This is a genomic window from Psychrobacter sp. T6-6 (assembly GCF_052258185.1).
In the GTDB taxonomy this organism is placed as follows: domain Bacteria; phylum Pseudomonadota; class Gammaproteobacteria; order Pseudomonadales; family Moraxellaceae; genus Psychrobacter.
On the sequence record NZ_JBQQEX010000003.1, the window covers coordinates 50,170 to 68,019 of the forward strand.

The window sequence follows — 17,850 nt, forward strand, 5'->3', positions numbered from 1 at the left end:
AGCTTCTGATAGGCAGTTTTTTATTAAAAAATATCTCCTGTATCTATTAATAGGTAAAAATGCATGCTTAAGCTGACTGACGATGGCGCCAAAATCACCTTACAGGGTCAGCCAAGTACTGCTGACAATGGTATGTTCTGGTTTGGGTCTGCACTACTGATAGGCGCGGTCGCGGTGGCTATGGCAATGAGTCTACTGTCTGAACGATTGGCGATTGGTGCGCTGGCACTACTTATCATCGGTAGCTTTGTATTTAACAAAAAACGCCAGCAGCATAAGAAAGCCATGAGCGGTGTGATCAGCAGTGGTACATTGTGGGTGCGCGCTGGTGAGCTGGTTCATGACAATTTAGGCAAGCGTGAGCATATCCATCTCACTGATAATGATAAAATCGTGATAAATGGTGACACCCTACAGATTGTTGATGATAGTGACGTCCGTAAATACCATATTGCAGGTTTTGAAAGTATTCAAGAAGTAAAAGCAACGAAAGCTATATTAGAAGGGCAGGCGCTGACCAAACGTCACGTAAATATCAAAATGAAAAGTAACTGATATGATCGCTCACTCTCATACGGTGCGAAATCACAGCTATTATCTTCGTATCATCTAAATTCCTAACCCAAATGTCATTTTAAATTCTACTCTGCGCGCCTCTCCAATAGTGCCATCCATCATTATATTTGCACCGTCTATCGCCCATCTAAAGCGAATAGTGCTTGCAGACGCCTATCTAAATGGTTTATAAGTAAGCGTATAAACATTAATCCTACTATTACTTATACTGTCATTGATACTTTCTTGACCAGGAGTTAGTCATGTCGCGTTTGTCTATACCGTCAGTCGCAGCGTCGTGCAGTTTGTTGTTATTTACCTGTAGTATCACCGGACAAGCCCATGCAGATAGTATGAGTGCACTTATTGCGCAAAAGTCAGTTCAGTCTGATACCCATACACGCTATACATCATCCTATCCAGCAGTCCCTGCTGTCAAAGTAAGTACACACTCTACCATTCAACGTGCAAGCTTACCTCGACGCTCTACCGAAGTATTGCCAACATACAATAACAACTACGCTACGAGTTCTACTTATCAGTACCCTGAGATGCAGCGTCAGGCGCCTCAAATATTGCCTGCGTTTTTATCAGGGAATTATGACAACGTCGATAACGAGTATTTGCCGCTACTAAGTAGTGCTGAAACGCAAAGCAGTAGGGCTGCGCGTGAGGTAGTGAGTACGGCCCGCAAAATGGCACTTAACGAGCGCACGATTATTCAAGGTGGCTGCTGGGACTATTTAAATGCTGTATTTAATCGGGCAGGGGTATCGCGTGATACCATACACAAAGGCACTTATGCGCAAGGGCCCTATGCTAGTAGCAGTGAGATTGAAGCAGGCGACTGGCTCTATTATATCAATCATGGTTACAATGGCGTCGAGCATAGTGGACTGTTCGTCGGTTGGGTCGATGAGCGTGCCAAGCAAGCATTAATACTGAGCTATGCTGGCGAAAATCGCCGTGAGCCTGCGCGCTACCGTGTTTATGATTTAAGCAATGTTTATCAAATTATGCGCCCTAGTGTTTAGTGTTTGATATTTCCAGTTTGACAACATGTTCTATAATTGAATAAAAAAGCGTCCGCAACTCATTGAAGTTACGGACGCTTTTGTTTTACAGGTTAAATGGTTCTTCTGAACCTAAAACGGTTTTACCACGACCAAAATCACGATAATCACTAAGGCAAAGACAGGTACTTCATTGAACCAGCGCCAGAATTTATGAGTTTTATAATGCGGATTATCAATCAGCTTCTTACGATAAAACCCACAAGCGCCATGATAGCCTGACAGCAGCACTACTAATAGCAATTTGACATGTAACCAGCCTTGGGTTTTGTAGACATCCCAGCCCAGCCCCAACATCCATAGACCGAATACCCATGTCGCGATCATCGATGGTGTCATAATACCGCGATATAGCTTGCGCTCCATAATAGAAAAGCGCTCTTGGCTAATGGTATCATCACTCATTGCATGATAAACAAACAGGCGCGGCAAGTAGAAAATCGCCGCAAACCAGCAGACCATCGAAATAATATGTGCCGCCTTGATCCAGTTGAAATAATCTGCCATTACTTAATCTCTTGTTATTAGCCATGTGTTACTAGGGCGTGTCCCTAATTCAAACTTTTATCACTAAATGGGCTAAAAATGGTTAAATCTTTGACAAACGGCGTCAAATAGCTGGTCAATATCTCGATATTGTCTGTACCATTTTCCTTGTTTGCCTGCGATTTATCTTATTTCTATCTCCATTTTTAAAATAGGGAAACGCCCTAGGCTTATTTTCATATACTGTCTGTTAGGGCTAACTGTTGATACGTCAAATGCAGATTATGGATGCAGGTTACTGATGCATGTTGTTAATGCATAGCAACTGCACATGGCCACATTAGTCAGCCAATACCACTTGGGTTTGATGACCGTTCATTGCATCCATTACAGGTAACACTTTAGGTGCTCTTGGGGCGGCAAACTGCTTGGTTAGACCAAGCTCACGCATGAGTCTATCGTCGCCTGATTGACTTGCATTACCAGTCGTCAGTAACTTGTCGCCATAAAAGAAAGAGTTGGCACCTGCCATAAAGGCTAGGGCTTGCTCAGAGTCTGATAGACTCTCACGACCAGCAGACAAACGCACGTAACTGGTTGGACAGCAAATACGCGCCACAGCAATGGTACGAATCCACTCAAGTACTGACAATTGACCTTCCGCCAACACTTTATCACCAATTGGTGTCCCAGCAATAGGAACCAACAAGTTCACAGGAATAGATTCAGGTGCTTTTGGCATCTTGAGTAGCTCGTGAACCCAATCAATACGGTCATCACGGCTCTCGCCCATGCCAACGATGTTGCCACTACAGACATTGATGCCAGAGTTGCGCACGTTTTCTATCGTATCCAAACGCTCGTCATAGCTACGTGTGCTGACCACCTGCTCATAATAGCTACGCGAAGTATCTAAGTTATGATTGTAATAGTCCAGTCCTGCATCGGCGAGCTGCGTTGCTTGATTGGTATCGAGCATACCTAGCGTCATACAGGTCTCAAGCCCCAATGCTTTGACTTCCTTAACGAGCTCTACCACATAAGGCATATCTTTGGCGCTTGGATGCTTCCAAGCCGCACCCATACAGAAGCGTGAGGAGCCAGCTGCTTTAGCACGTTTTGCTGCAGCGATGACCTTGTCCACTTCTATGCGTTTTTCTGCTTGTAGCTTTGTCGTGTCGCGGTGGTGACCCGATTGAGAACAATAGCCACAATCTTCAGGACAGTTACCCGTCTTAATAGACAGTAGTGTACTGATTTGTACTTCATTGGCTTTGAAATGCTCTCTATGAATAGTTTGCGCTTGTAGCAGCAAATCCATTAACGGAAGGTCAAACAACTGAGCGATATCGTCACGGCTATATATTGTCGAAGTACTATCATTGATTAGGCTATCCTCGATTGCGCCGTCATCAATTAGGCTATCGGCGTTTGGTTCAGAGATGCTAAGCAGTCCTGCCATAAGGTAAGTCCTTTTATAGATATTAGTTAGTATTGGGTAAAATCAATATTGTTATCTGTTGTCATTTATAAGGTAACAAAAAAGGTTGCAGTATAGTATACCGCAACCTTTTTAGAAAATCAGAACCCTGCTAGAGAGTATGTATAAATGTCACAGTAGCGCACATAAATAGTAAGGATTTATATTCTGCTCAACTGCATGACAAACTTTTTACTACTTACTATGATCTAATACATTAGCCGTTTATGTAACCAGCTCAATACTAAATCTCTGATTTATTTGACCTGACTTACGATTATTTATTTACCCAATTTATGCTTAGCAACCCCAACCCAATGTCCAGCAAGCTGCTGTGCTTTATAAACATAAGGCTTGGCTTTTTGGAGGTATGGTTTGCACTCTTCTGGTACGGCTGGCACGATATGTTTAGCCAGTTTATTGAACCACATCATTAAGCTGTAGTCACCTTCAATGCTCAGATTGCCTTCTTGAACAGCTGTCATAAACGCAGGTAAGCTGCCTTTGGTCAATAGCTTTACACCAGTCATAGAGTCTTTAAAAGTGATGGTAAGATCTGCGTCTTTTGCATGACCACTTTGTTGACTAAACTGTCCGTTATCAAAGCTAAAAGAACGAGCGATATCAGATTCGGTACTGGCAAACTCAATGGTGACGTTGCGATCAGCAAACAATGCTTTGACATCTTCGTTGTCGCTATCAGCTAGCATAGATAGACGGTAGCCAACGACTGCGAGCAATGCATCTAATGGGTCAGATTTGATATCTAATACAGGAATAGTAAACATAGTGGAACTCCTAAAGGATGGGGCATAAAAATAAAACGTACTTTATACCAGTTTTTATAATAAATATATAATTAGATTATAAACTATCAGATGCTTTGAACTCTTTAGGAGTTAAGTAGAGTGCGTTAAGTATCTTGTAACATTCGATGTCAGTATTATGAATGAGACAGCGGCATATATAAGACAGGATTAGTGAAAGCGTGGATGGTAATCATCATCGTAAACAGGTGTATGCTCAACATAACGTGCCGCTTCCAGCTCGCGCTGCTGACTCACTGACTGGCTCACATCGTCGTAACGCAATGCTCGATACAACACCCAACCTGCCAAAGGCAACCAGCTGATACCCATAGCAATGACATAGCTGTGCCATTCTGACAGTGCAGATAACATCGAGCGACCTGCCAAGATATTCTGGATAACCTCAACGCTCAGCCAATAAACCATCCCGCCAAACAGATACCATAAAAGCCAACGCTGTGATGATAAGGCGAGTGCCACAATCATCCCTACCAGCAAGCCATAGCCCAGCCAAGCTGTGCTACTCCATGCCTCTACACCAATAAAAGAAAAAACCGTCATTACCATCATTCATCTCGCTATTCATAAGGTGAACTCCAATGAAGCTATTATGAAAGGTTATCGGACAAAGCTAAAGAGGGTATAGGCGACTTTGCGACAACCGTTGACGTTTGATTTTTTTAGTTTGTTTTTAAGATATTTGATGGCTAGGTTTTAGGCTAAGCGCCGTGAGGACTGGCGCTCATTTTGAGTGATACGGAAATGGTTTTGCTTGCTTGGGATGTCATCTGTTAGCTGGTAAGTTCGCTAATATGATTGTCAGTTTTAGAATTGACAGTCTGCCAAACGCTTAGACTCGATTGGTACGATTGCCCCACCACGATAGTAAGGACACCAAAACAGCGCCGATCAGCATAAGACCAATTGTGGTGACCCAGTGTGGACCAGTAGGATATTGCCATGGCATGACGTTATTGATTGCCTCGCTGTTAAGCGCACCCGAAACATCTACTTTCCACGGCCAGACTTTTACTAGAGAGCCTGCGATAAACCCTGTCAGCAGTGCCAATGTTGCTTGATAGTAGCGGGACAATAACCACTTTAATGCGCGAGTAAATAACAACAATCCAGTCGCCATACCTGCGACGACAGTTAGGATGACGCTTAGATTCATCGTGTCGACTGCTTCTAGTACCGCATCGTAAGCACCTAACAGTAGCAAAATAAAAGACCCTGATATACCTGGCAGGATCATGGCACAAATAGCGATTGCCCCTGCAAAAAACAAATAGGGCAGACTGGGTGTGGCTGCGAGTAGTGGCAGGCTACTAACGCCCACAGCAGTAATTAATCCAATAGTAAACAATGCCACACGGCCTATGTTCCAGTGCTTGATTTCACTCAATAAGATAAATACGGTCGCGACAACTAACCCAAAAAAGAACGACCAAATGAGGAGCGGTTGGTTGTCCAGTAGATGCTTGATGATACCAGCTAGCGTAGCAAAACTTGTGACAATACCAAGTAGTAAGCACAACAAAAATGTCGCATCAACGTGGCGCCAAATCGCAGCGAATCCTTTGATGCCGCCTTCTTGGCGAAATATCTGCCATAGATTGGGACCAATGCTACTAAGCGCATTAATCAAGCGCTCATAGATGCCGGCAATCAGTGCAATGGTACCACCAGAAACACCAGGTACGATATCAGCGGCTCCCATAGCCATTCCTTTGAGATAAACCCCCAAAAGTTGTTTTGGGTTGTCGTTGCGTACAGGAGCCGTGCTGGTATCAAGTAGCTGCGCTGCTGACGGCTGGTTTGGCCGTGGAGATTGTGGTGCCGTCATGAACAGTCCTTTATTTTTTGGAAGTGAGTATGGTTTGAGAGTAAGTGTCATCTAAGCATGAATGACTAATAAGCAATGAAAAATATAAGTGGTGGGTACTACTAGAATATTAAACCATCGAAGTAAAACCATCTCATAAGGCATGCACTAACGCATAAAAGCTGGATCAATGAAAAAAACATCAATCCAGCTTAGCAGGTACTCTAGAATGTTTAGTGATTACTCAGTAGGCGCAAGCGCTGGATAGCCGAGTGCATAAAGCGTACCCTCAAGACCAGTCACATTAATAGCGGCATCTGCACGTGCTTGCACGATTGGCTTAGCATGATAGGCAACCCCTAGATCAGCAAGCGCCATCATCGGCAGGTCATTAGCACCATCTCCGATACAGACCACTTGTGACATCTTGATGCCCAAGCGTTCAGCAGTATGCTCGACGATAGCGGCTTTTTTGGCACCATTAACAATAGGAAACTGCACATGACCAGTTACTTCATTGTCTTCAATATCCAAGGCGTTAGCATGGACTTCATCGATACCCAGCTGCTCAGCGATATAGCGGGCAAAATAAGTGAAACCGCCTGAGACCAGCACCGTATGATAGCCCAATGCTTTTAGCGCACTGATGGTGGTACGTGCACCAACTGATAATGTTAAGCGGTTACAAATATCATCAAGTACCTCAGTAGAGGTGCCTTTTAGCAACGCCACACGCTGAGCAAATGACTCATCAAAATCAATCTCGCCGCGCATCGCAGCTTCAGTGATGGCTTCGACCTCTTCACCAATACCAGCCGTTTTTGCCAGTTCTACGATGACTTCTTGTTCAATCAAAGTCGAATCCATGTCAAAGCAAGCAAGCTTATGGGTGCGCAGCATATGACCGACAGACAAAATATGACAATCGACAACGTTTAGGTCGACAGCACTATCTGCAATACCAGTGTTGTATTGTTCAGACAAATCATGACGCAGGCGAGTGGTTAGCTGATCATCGATGATGTGGGCGGCGGCAGTCTTTTTGCCAGGATGCATCAGGGTATCAGTCACGGGTACTAGCAAATAGCGGTACACTTGAGCATTGGTAAAAGGGAGGCGCTGTGCATCTGCCGCCGTCGGCTCCGTATCAGATACTGTGATATTGACAAAACTGGCATCAGTATCTTCTGCGACAGTCACCAAATGCCAGCTTGGCTGTTCATCTACCCAAGACTGAATATATTGATGAATATCGATTGCTGACACTTGCGTCGGTAGTACGACGATAAGTGCAAAAACAGGTAGCGATTGTAGCGCATCAAAATCTTGCAGATTGGTATCATCAGGCAATAATGTCGCAATAGAGTCGACGGCTTGCTGCCATGCTTTGCTGTCTTTTGGTAACGAATAAGAGGTATTTTTTGGCATGGCTCATTTGTCCCTTGTATGCTCATATAAGATTGGGAATAATAACAGTTTTCCTGAGCAGCGCCTATAGATGACGCGCAAAGTAACAATGATGTTTAAAAACAGAAATGATGCTCAAAAACAGATCTTATGATGTAAGACGCGATAGAAATGCATTGCTGTTATTATGATAAATTTATAAAGCGACTCACGCTATAAGGTTTGTTATGGTGATATAGTAGACAAGACAAACTGAGCAATAGGTAGTAACGCTAAGCCAAAGACATCAGAGCCTATGTGCTGATAAACCTCAGTGAAGTTGCATCAGTATGCCCGCATCAACATTTTCTAAAAAATAGCCAAAAAATGAGCAATAGCCTCGTTTTTTAATTTCTTTTCTCCAAAAAAGTTTACCATATCATGACGTATTTAGCGCCGCGGCAAGGGTTGTTTGCCATTATTCTTCTGGTTAGTTTTTGTTTGCAGACGCTGTTGTTGGTCATCAGTACCGACCAACAGCTGAGCAAAAGTCGTGCGTTAAAAGGCGAGCAGATGGTCGCCCAGCTGATTGATGAAGCAAGACTGTCTTTAGAAAACAAAGACCGAGTCAGTCTTAGCGTTATTGCTAATCGCTATACCAGCGAGCAAGATGTGACGCGAATACTTATCAAAGACAACACCGACGAGATCCTAGTGCCAGTAGGTAACGCGCCGATGCAACAAGGGGATACGATTCGCCAAATCGCAACCAACGGTGACGCGGTGATTGGTAGCGTCGCACTGACCCTAAAAGATGTCAGTAAGGGCGAAATCATTACCATGCAATGGCCGTTCGTGATCGGCACAATGCTACTGCATTTATTGTTATGGTTAATTTATGGTTATCTTGCACGCCCTACCAAGGAGCAAATCAGCGCACTAAGTCGCAGTATTCAAGAGCTGTACCGCGAGCAATATAATCAGGTCGACCAGCGAGGCTACAATCGTGATCTTGAGCGCCGCACAGACACTAATAGTAAAGCATCTAGCGCCGCTCCCGAACAAGCGCTGACCGAAGACACAACGAACACACGTACGTTCAATGTACATAACGAAGTCAACGAATATCTCAGAACACAGCAAAATCAAGGCGTCAATGACGAAGCGAGCAGCTTGACCGCCACGACTGAGGATAGTGTCGTTGGCGCAGCAGCGACGAGCGACGATCAGCCCAGTAGTCATACAGCTAAACTGTCTGCGACGCGAAACGTTGATAGCGTACGAGTCCAAATCGTCTTTCATGATGAGTTCAATATGCTGGAGCGTTTAGCACCAGCTCAGCGCCTACCTTATCTGGCGCTGTGTACGCAACTGCTCAATCAGGCAGTGACCGAGCTACTCAAACAGCCACTATTGCTGGGCGTCAGTGCGACCAATGAGGCACGTTTCGAGGACGATGGCGCAAGCGTGGTATTAAAGGCGGACAATAGCCATGCAAAAGTGGCGCTGGCTGGTGTGATGCTCGCCAAATTGTACTTGATGCTTAACAAAATCATTCACGATAAGCACATTGAGCTGTCACGTTTTGCCTTACCAGCAAAAGCAGGTGTCAGCGATGAGGCGCAAGCAGAAGCAATGACACATCTGCTACAGAGTATCGGCAAAAAAGAGCAGCTGTTGATACTATTACCTAATGCAGGTCTCAAACAGATCAGCAATCATGTACAAGTACATAGCATCATGCGCCCAACGACAGTTTATGAGCGAGAATGTGCGATATTCGATGGTGGTAATGATTCCCTGATTCAGCGATTGGCAGACGTGCGTAATGCGGTGCTGATGATTGAAGACGACGATGAGTCATCTATGTAGAGGCATTATTTATATTACAATTGTCCGCTATATTACCTATATCACGGTCTTGGCACTGAGGCCGAAATGTGACATATTAAGAAAAAGCATTGACAACATTCAACAGAGACTTTATAAGGCATATATATATTAATGTATATTTAATACCCTTGCCTAAAAATGATAGGAGTTAGTCATGAGTGACGCTGATATTGACGACGATTTTGATGATGATTTTGTCGACGATGATGATGCAAAGATGGTTGAAGAAGCTGAGACGAGCGTACGTACGCGCTTGAGTAGTTTAGAGAAGCGTCGACTGATCGATAATTTGCTAGAAGAAAAGCGTTTGGCTAAAGAATTAAAAGACGATCTAGATGATATAGACAATTTCGATGAAGACGGCGATGACTGGGACGATGATGACTTTTAATTTGTATGCTTTGATCGTCTAAGCTGACTAAAGTGCTTTAATGATCGACCGACACATTACTATTCAATTGTTGATATAGAGTACTCGCTGTTTGTTGTTATTTACAGTTGCTCGCAGTCGTTTCTATCTGATGATACATACTTCATAAAGGCTGCTTGGTTTTAGTGATTCAAGCAGCTTTTGTTTTCAGACCATCCACCATCTTGCATACAACGGATCAATTGCTGCGGTTGATGACACCTATCTTTCAAGGACTACCAAACCATGAGTAACCAACTAAGTTTTGATGAATTACTAGATTATTTGGATAACCAAGAGAGCCAGTTCGTGCTCGATAGTGTCGCGGCGCATGGCTTTTTGACAGCGACTGTCATCGGTCGTCCACTGCCTAACTGGATGGATGCGCTTTTTGAAGGACATGTGAGTGAGATTCCAGACAATGTCATCGATGGCATCAAACGCTGGCGTGACTCGATCATGGCTGAGCTAAAAAACGAGACGCCGATTGAGTTACCATTTGGTGAAGATGCTGGTGACGAAGAGGTAGCAGTTGATTTTTCAGATGAGTCGGATATCGTGGCTTGGTCGATTGGTTTTGTCGATGCGATGTATGGCGATGAGGCGAGCGATTGGTTCGAAGACGAAGAGACAGCAGAAGACGTTGCTGTACTGACCTTGCCAATGATCGTACTAAGCGGCATCGATGATGAAGATCCAGAGCTGTCTGAAATGCGTAAAGATGAAGATAAGATGGTACAAATGGCTAATAGCATCGAGGGTAATTTGACCGAGCTGTTCTTATTGTTCCATACCAATGACTAGTCGTTACTCTAGGAGACTATACCACTGTGTGGTACTACTAGCGGCATATAGTGGCACGCACTAGTACAATAGCATAGTCTCTTTACTTATATTAAAGCTGCCCCATGTATTTTGGTCATTTTCTTAGATACGTTATAAGTCACTGATAAGGTCTTGTTATGGCTGTGCAACTCTCCAATCTTGAACACCTGCCCAATTATCAAATCACCGAGCGCATAGATGTGGTATACGGCAGCACAGTACGCTCAAAGCATGTAGGCAAAGACTTGTTTGCTGGACTAAAAAACATCGTCGGTGGTGAGCTGACGGCTTATACCGAGCTGTTAGAAGAGTCACGTCAAGAGGCGATAGATCGTATGATAGTCAAGGCAGAGGCGCTGGGTGCTGATGCGATTGTAGGACTACGCTTTTCAACTTCTAGTATCGCACAGGGTGCCTCAGAGCTGTTTGTCTATGGTACGGCTGTCAAAGCGGTACCGCAGCAACAATTCCAAAACCCGCCAAGTGATAGCCACCATCACTCAGCTCAACATATGAATCCTCAAACCCCAACCGCGCCCGATGATTTACCGCGTTTCAATCCCTTTGGTTAATTTTGTTTGATTAATTCATTTCGGTTAATTATATAATGCTAAAAGCTGTAGTGCTGTTTATGATGAGAGACGTGCCATGAATGACTCACTGATGCAAGTGCTTATCAATTATGGGCCGTTTGTCTTTCTATTCGCTGCTGGTTGGTTTTTTGGCTCGCGTCACGAGCGTCAGCATTTAGCGCAGCTAAGAGTAGCAGAGCAAGCATTGGGTGATATTACCGTCTCAAGTGAACGCTTCTATCGTCCTCTGCTGGCGACTGGTAGTGAGGGTGAGCTGGTACTGGGTAGTGTTGTCATCGCGCAAGATTATTTTAAAATGATTATCGCCCGTGTACTGAGTGTCTTTGGCAAAAACCTAACTACCTACGAGACATTATTAGATCGCGCGCGCCGTGAGGCGATCGTCCGTATGCGCACCCAAGCAAAAGCCAAAGGCTACACACATATCTATGGTTTGCGCTTAGAAGTCACCAATGTCAACCAATTGGGCAGTATGGTAGAAGCCATAGCCTATGGTACAGCGGTAATCAGTACTGACCATACATCTGCTACACCTCACGTGATACCCGTCTAGATCGTTTTTACCTCAGTCTCAGACATATAAACTGATAGTTGACTGACGAGTAGTCAAAAAAATCAAATACATACACTTTTACAACGATATACTGAATTTTGCCGTTCCGTTATTATTTCGGTTCGTATGGACTAAAAATCGTTATTGCCAAAAATTAGTACTACAAGAATCAGTATTACAAGTACTCGTACTATAAAAACCAATACCGTAAAAGACCAGTACCATAAAGAATTAATACCGTAAAAGATGAGTATCATCAAAAAATTGTCGTTCTAAGCACACAGTTGTGTGAATCAAGATTATATAAAGAGCTGACAACATCGATGGCTGTTACCCCAGATATCAGCAGGATTGGCTGATTGAGCATCACAACGTTGTCATAAACTTGCCCGTGTAAGGGCTCTATCTACAAGGATGTAGTTATGGAAGGTGTGGAGTTAGTCACGTTTGTAAATTCAAAAGTTATTCCTATCAGTATTTTTTTAATTATGATGGGAATGGGACTGTCCCTAGTTACCAATGACTTTAAACGAGTCGTCAAGTACCCCAAGGCCGTCGGTATAGGTCTCACCAATCAGCTTATATTTTTACCACTGGTTGGTTTTGCTTTAGCGGCGTCTATGTCATTAGAGCCTGAGTATGCGGTTGGGGTTATGTTGCTGGTACTGTGTCCTGGTGGCACCACATCAAACCTATTCACTTACCTTGCCAAAGGCGATGTCGCCCTGTCGGTTACAATGACCGCTATTGCCAGCGTCATTACTGTATTTACCATTCCTATCGTACTTAGCTTTTCGCTCGTCTACTTCATGGGAGCGGGCAGCGAGTTTCAACTGCCAGTCGCCAAGACCATGATTAGTCTGATTGCGCTGACTATCTTGCCGGTTAGTATCGGGATGCTGATCAAAAAATATAAGCCTAACTTTGCTGATAGAGCACAGGTTATGGTATCCCGTTTTGGGGTGATCTTTTTGAGCTTCTTGGTGCTTTTCTTGAGCTATGTGCAACGAGACATCATTGTAGAGGCCCTAATTGCTACTGGTCCTGTATCGCTCATATTAAACGTATCAACGATGGCACTTGGGTATTATACGAGTAAATGGTTTGGTCTCAATCCTGAACAGAGAAGATCAATCACCATGGAAGTCGGTCTACAAAACAGTACGCTATCGATGTTTATGGCATTGACGCTGCTCGCTAACTATAAGATGTCGTTGACGCCAGCTATCTACACGCTAATTATGTTCTTGACCGCTGGTATCATGGTCAGAGTATTCACAGCTCAGCACAATAAAGCCAAAAAAACCGAGATAGAAAACAGTGTATTGGCAGCACGTAGAATGTAAGGTGCTTAAAATATTAAGATAACCGTAATAATGTATGATTGCGCCAGTTGAGACAGTACTTGGCAAAAAAGTAGTAATGTATGATGCAATAAAAAAGCCCGCAATACGCTTCGTATAAGGAAGTGCGTTGCGGGCTTTTGTGTGTAGTACCTCTTTTTATCTCAAATCTAAAATCTTCGTCTGTCTATTTTTGCTCTCGCCTCGGCAGTTTGCTCTTTGACCTTTTCGATTTCAAATAAGAACGTACGGTTTTTGAGTACGGCAACGAATACCACGCCACCCACCGTATTGCCCACCAGTACCACGACTAAAAATACCAAATAGTGCCAGAGGCTGACGGTATTGCCATATAGCAGTGCTGAAAATACCTCGATGTTGCCCACGATACTATGGTGCAATCCCAAGAACCCAATACTACCAGTGATGAGGGTGACCAAGACGATACGGCTCAGAGTGTCACGGGCAGAAGTCACTAGCCATGCAGCGACGCCCATCATCCAGCCTGCCAGCACTGCACTGCCAAAGATAACCCACCACTCAAACCCCAAAATATGCTCGGCATAGGCGTCAATAGCATGATCTGTAAACAGGTGCATGTGTAGACCTAGACCAATCATAAGGGCTGCAAATATACAACCGCCCACGATATTACCAGCAATAACGATGCCCCACAGCCTGAGCAATTTATGCAGTGGTTCGATTTTATTGAGTACAGGCAGACTGAGTAGGGATGTTTGTTCAGTAAATAATAACGACTGACCGATCACCACAATAATAAAGCCAATCGGATAGAGTAGGGACGACAATACCATCGCATAGCGACTGGGCAATACGTCATTTAGTAGTGCAAACGCGGATAAAATCACAAAAAAACTGATACCAATCTCGAGCCCAGCGGTAAAGGCACTGGTAAATAACGACCCAAGTGAGCGCTGAAAGGTTTCTTTGGCATGGATGACTTGCTCTACCAAGATACTGGCGTAGCTTTTTGCTTGGCTTAGATTGTCATCACTGGCGACTTTTTTGATGGTTTCTTTATCTTCTTCGCTGATTTCTTCTGGCAAGTCATCATTATCCAGTTCTTCTGTGGCTTTTATGTGGTTATCTGAGTGATGGCTGTCCACATCAGAGCTGTCTATATGAGAGCCGGCGTGAATGTCTTCTACGGCGTGGCTGTGCTGTAGGGTATGACTGTGCTCCATACTGTTATTTTTGTGACTGCCATTCAGCGCATCGTCATCTGAATTTACGTGACTTGTGGTACTCGTATGCAGAGCATTATCGTTTGGCAAGTTGCTTTGAGAGTTAGAGGGTTGCTCGGTATCTTGGGGCACGGTCAGCTCACTGTTGGTTATATAGTGTTTTAGTACGTTTCAGGCTTGGTAGTTTTAAATTTTAGTATGCTCAAATACAGCTACCATTCATATTTTATCGTATGAGGGTAAGATATTCTGTTGCGCGTTTGGCTGACTGGGGTTGTTAATTGAGGAATAAATGCGGTTCACGTCCTATAAATTGCCTTACTATCTAACAAAATCTGCCTATCTGCGTTAAAATCACACTATCAATAACTTTCTCTGTTTTTATAGCATTCTGTGCCATCTCAGTTTGACCACATTCATTACCAACAATAAGATCACCCTATTATGAGTAACCAGACCCTCACGCAATCTATCCAAGCGGCGCTAAGCCAACTAGAAAATGCCTATAATCCTGCACAAGTCGAAGCAGGTATGTATCAAGGCTGGGAAGAGAGCGGCTATTTTCAGCCGACGTTTGACAAAGACGAGTCGTTTTCTATCGCGCTGCCACCACCAAACGTCACAGGCTCGCTGCACATGGGTCATGGTTTTAACAACGCCATCATGGATGCGCTCACCCGCTATCACCGCATGGATGGTGACAATACGCTGTGGCAACCAGGTACAGATCATGCGGGTATCGCCACCCAGATGGTTGTTGAGCGTCGTCTGGAAGCGCAAGGTATCAAGCGCCGTGACATGACCCGTGCAGATTTCATCGATAAAGTATGGGAATGGAAAGAAGAGTCGGGCGGCAATATCACCAGCCAAATTCGTCGTCTAGGTAGCTCGGTTGATTGGTCGCGTGAGCGTTTTACCATGGATGATGGTCTATCTAACGCAGTAAAAGAAGTGTTCGTTCGCCTGTTTGACGATGGACTTATTTATCGTGGTAAGCGTCTGGTGAACTGGGATCCTAAGTTCCAAACTGCGCTGTCTGACCTCGAAGTCGAAAACCATGATGAAAAAGGTAGCTTATGGCATTTTCGCTATCATTTCACGGATACAGAGCTGACCACTCAAGATGGTAAAAACTATCTGGTCGTAGCCACCACACGTCCTGAGACTTTGCTCGGTGATACTGCTGTTGCGGTCAATCCTAGCGATGAGCGTTACGTGCATTTGGTTGGCAAAACTATTACTTTGCCGATTACGGGTCGCGTCGTGCCTATCGTCGCTGATGATTATGTCGAAAAAGACTTTGGTACGGGTTGTGTCAAAATCACTCCAGCGCATGACTTTAACGATTATGAATTGGGTCGTCGCCATAGTTTGCCATTGATTAACATCCTTGATGAGCGCGCCAATATCCTACCAGCGATGGAAGTCTATCCTGACTTGCAAACGCGTGAGCCAGAATTAGAGACCACACCGAGCGAATACGCAGGACTTGAGCGTTTTGCCGCGCGTAAATTCCTTGTAGAGCAAGCAGGCGAGCAAGGCTGGCTAGAAGATATCGAGGACTACGCGCTAAAAGCACCACGTGCTGAGCGTGGCGGTACGATCGTTGAGCCATGGTTGACCGATCAGTGGTATGTCGCTGTTAAAGAGCTGGCTAAGCCTGCGATTGATGCAGTAGAAGACGGCAGTATTGAGTTCGTCCCTGCACAGTACAAAAACATGTATATGGCGTGGATGACTGATCTGCAGGACTGGTGCATCAGTCGTCAGCTGTGGTGGGGTCATCGTATCCCCGCATGGTATGACGATGCGACAGGTGAGATTTATGTCGCCCGTGATGAGGCGGAAGTGCGTACTAAATACAACCTAAGCGACGATGTAAAACTGCGCCAAGATGATGACGTGCTCGATACATGGTTCAGCTCAGGTCTATGGACGTTCAGTACGCTTGACTGGGCAGACGTCAACGCCGATCCACGCGTGATGGACACTTTCCATCCGACCAGCGTGCTCGTGACAGGTTTTGACATTATCTTCTTTTGGGTTGCGCGCATGATCATGATGACCATGCACTTTGTGAAAAACGAAGACGGTACGCCGCAAGTACCGTTTAAGACCGTATATGTGCATGGTCTGGTACGTGATGGCAATGGTCAGAAAATGTCAAAATCGAAAGGTAACGTCTTAGATCCGATTGACCTAATCGATGGTATTGAGCTAGAAGCGCTGGTAGAAAAACGCACCAGCAACATGATGAATCCAAAAGACGCGGCCAAGATCGAGAAGCAAACGCGTAAAGAGTTCCCAGAGGGTATCCCAGCTTATGGTACGGATGCACTACGCTTTACCTTTACCTCGCTTGCTAGTACTGGTCGCGATATCAACTTTGACCTTAAGCGTGTCGAAGGCTATCGCAACTTCTGTAATAAAATCTGGAACGCCAGCCGTTTTGTACTCATGAACTGTGTCGATGGTGACAGCAATGCCAAGCCTATCGACCAAACGGCGAACCCTGACGTGTGGGAATTACCAGAAAAGTGGATCATGAGTCGTCTGAACTCTACCGTTGCCGATATCCATCAGCATTTCGCTCAGTATCGTCTCGATATGGTCAGCCAAGATATCTATGAGTTCATCTGGAACGAATACTGTGATTGGTACGTTGAGCTTGCCAAAGCCAGTCTAAATGATGACTCAGTATCTGACGAGCGTAAAGCGCAAATCCGCTATGTGCTACTGCACGTACTAGAGACGGCGCTACGTTTCACCCATCCAATCATGCCGTATCTGACTGAGCAAATCTGGCAGACCATCGCGCCACTACTGGGTCGTAAAAACACCGACAGCATCGTGGTCGCTGACTATCCACAGACCGATGACAGCCAAATCAGCGAGCAAACTGAAGCGGATATGGCGTGGCTACAGGAGCTAATCGCGAGCGTCCGTAACATCCGTGGTGAGATGAAATTGGGCAATGCGGTACGTTTGCCAGTGCTACTACAAAACGTCTCTAGCGATGAAGAAGCGCGTCTATCACGTATCAAAAACCAGTTCAAAGCGCTTGCTAAAGTCGAGAGCCTAACCATCGTCAAAGAAGGCGATGATGTGCCGCTATCGTCATCAAGTATGGTCGGTCAGCTACGGGTACTCGTACCGATGAAAGGGCTAATCGATCCTACGGCTGAGCTAGCACGTCTGGGCAAAGCGCATGAAAAGCTACAAAAGCAAGCCGACGGCATCGCGCGTAAGCTAGGTAACGAAGGCTTTGTCAGTAAAGCACCTGCGGAAGTGGTCGATGCTGAGAAAGCGAAACTGGCTGAGCTAGAAGGGCAGTTGACCGCGACGACGGCGCAGATGGAGCAGTTAAAAGCATTATAAGAAAAGCAAAAGCTTAAAAAGCATGGCCTCAGCATCG

At 44.9% G+C, this 17,850-nt stretch carries 16 protein-coding genes; 9 read left to right on the top strand and 7 right to left on the bottom strand.

Annotated features, from left to right (window positions below):
• Positions 1 to 63: 63 nt before the first annotated feature.
• Positions 64 to 555 (top strand): hypothetical protein, encoded by a 492-nt coding sequence (locus ACTXGL_RS06095; RefSeq protein WP_443525594.1) that lies wholly within the window; start codon positions 64 to 66, stop codon positions 553 to 555.
• A 263-nt stretch (positions 556 to 818) separates the two neighbouring features.
• Positions 819 to 1,589 (top strand): hypothetical protein, encoded by a 771-nt coding sequence (locus tag ACTXGL_RS06100; protein ID WP_443525595.1) that lies wholly within the window; start codon positions 819 to 821, stop codon positions 1,587 to 1,589.
• Positions 1,590 to 1,700: 111 nt separating this feature from the next.
• Here ACTXGL_RS06100 and hemJ read toward each other — a convergent pair whose 3' ends face one another.
• The 6 genes from hemJ to serB form a co-directional block, all read right to left on the bottom strand.
• Positions 1,701 to 2,135, bottom strand: coding sequence for a protoporphyrinogen oxidase HemJ (gene hemJ / locus ACTXGL_RS06105; RefSeq protein WP_319050960.1), 435 nt, complete (start codon positions 2,133 to 2,135; stop codon positions 1,701 to 1,703).
• A gap of 319 nt (positions 2,136 to 2,454) precedes the next feature.
• Positions 2,455 to 3,576, bottom strand: coding sequence for a biotin synthase BioB (gene bioB, locus ACTXGL_RS06110; protein WP_443525597.1), 1,122 nt, complete (start codon positions 3,574 to 3,576; stop codon positions 2,455 to 2,457).
• Positions 3,577 to 3,875: 299 nt separating this feature from the next.
• Entirely contained in the window at positions 3,876 to 4,382 is a 507-nt protein-coding gene (locus ACTXGL_RS06115) for an SCP2 sterol-binding domain-containing protein (RefSeq protein WP_443525599.1), read from the bottom strand.
• 189 nt (positions 4,383 to 4,571) lie between these two features.
• A complete protein-coding gene (gene aciT / locus ACTXGL_RS06120; protein ID WP_443525601.1) occupies positions 4,572 to 4,964 on the bottom strand; it encodes an AciT family ciprofloxacin tolerance protein in 393 nt (130 codons plus the stop codon).
• A 289-nt stretch (positions 4,965 to 5,253) separates the two neighbouring features.
• A complete protein-coding gene (locus ACTXGL_RS06125; protein ID WP_443525603.1) occupies positions 5,254 to 6,249 on the bottom strand; it encodes a DUF368 domain-containing protein in 996 nt (331 codons plus the stop codon).
• 219 nt (positions 6,250 to 6,468) lie between these two features.
• The gene (gene serB, locus ACTXGL_RS06130) at positions 6,469 to 7,656 is read right to left on the bottom strand and encodes a phosphoserine phosphatase SerB (RefSeq protein WP_443525604.1); all 1,188 of its coding nucleotides are present in this window, start codon (positions 7,654 to 7,656) and stop codon (positions 6,469 to 6,471) included.
• A 399-nt stretch (positions 7,657 to 8,055) separates the two neighbouring features.
• Between serB and ACTXGL_RS06135 the strand changes: the two genes are divergently transcribed.
• From ACTXGL_RS06135 to ACTXGL_RS06160, 6 genes are all read left to right on the top strand, one after another.
• Complete coding sequence (locus ACTXGL_RS06135) at positions 8,056 to 9,486, top strand: hypothetical protein (RefSeq protein ID WP_443525605.1); 1,431 nt, start codon at positions 8,056 to 8,058, stop codon at positions 9,484 to 9,486.
• Positions 9,487 to 9,661: 175 nt separating this feature from the next.
• On the top strand, positions 9,662 to 9,898 hold the full coding sequence (locus tag ACTXGL_RS06140; protein WP_057761656.1) for a PA3496 family putative envelope integrity protein: 237 nt from the start codon (positions 9,662 to 9,664) through the stop codon (positions 9,896 to 9,898).
• Between the two features lie 264 nt (positions 9,899 to 10,162).
• A complete protein-coding gene (locus ACTXGL_RS06145) occupies positions 10,163 to 10,720 on the top strand; it encodes a YecA/YgfB family protein (RefSeq protein ID WP_319050953.1) in 558 nt (185 codons plus the stop codon).
• 158 nt (positions 10,721 to 10,878) lie between these two features.
• Complete coding sequence (locus ACTXGL_RS06150) at positions 10,879 to 11,313, top strand: YbjQ family protein (RefSeq protein ID WP_443525607.1); 435 nt, start codon at positions 10,879 to 10,881, stop codon at positions 11,311 to 11,313.
• Positions 11,314 to 11,389: 76 nt separating this feature from the next.
• On the top strand, positions 11,390 to 11,887 hold the full coding sequence (locus ACTXGL_RS06155) for a YbjQ family protein (protein WP_443525608.1): 498 nt from the start codon (positions 11,390 to 11,392) through the stop codon (positions 11,885 to 11,887).
• Positions 11,888 to 12,309: 422 nt separating this feature from the next.
• The gene (locus ACTXGL_RS06160) at positions 12,310 to 13,233 is read left to right on the top strand and encodes a bile acid:sodium symporter family protein (protein ID WP_443525609.1); all 924 of its coding nucleotides are present in this window, start codon (positions 12,310 to 12,312) and stop codon (positions 13,231 to 13,233) included.
• A 167-nt stretch (positions 13,234 to 13,400) separates the two neighbouring features.
• On the opposite strand, the gene ACTXGL_RS06165 is transcribed toward ACTXGL_RS06160, so the two are convergent.
• Positions 13,401 to 14,567: a formate/nitrite transporter family protein gene (locus tag ACTXGL_RS06165; protein ID WP_443525610.1), complete on the bottom strand. Its 1,167-nt coding sequence runs from the start codon at positions 14,565 to 14,567 to the stop codon at positions 13,401 to 13,403.
• A gap of 312 nt (positions 14,568 to 14,879) precedes the next feature.
• On the opposite strand from ACTXGL_RS06165, the gene ACTXGL_RS06170 reads away from it, so the two are divergent.
• Positions 14,880 to 17,813, top strand: coding sequence for a valine--tRNA ligase (locus ACTXGL_RS06170; protein WP_443525611.1), 2,934 nt, complete (start codon positions 14,880 to 14,882; stop codon positions 17,811 to 17,813).
• The last annotated feature ends 37 nt before the right edge of the window (positions 17,814 to 17,850 follow it).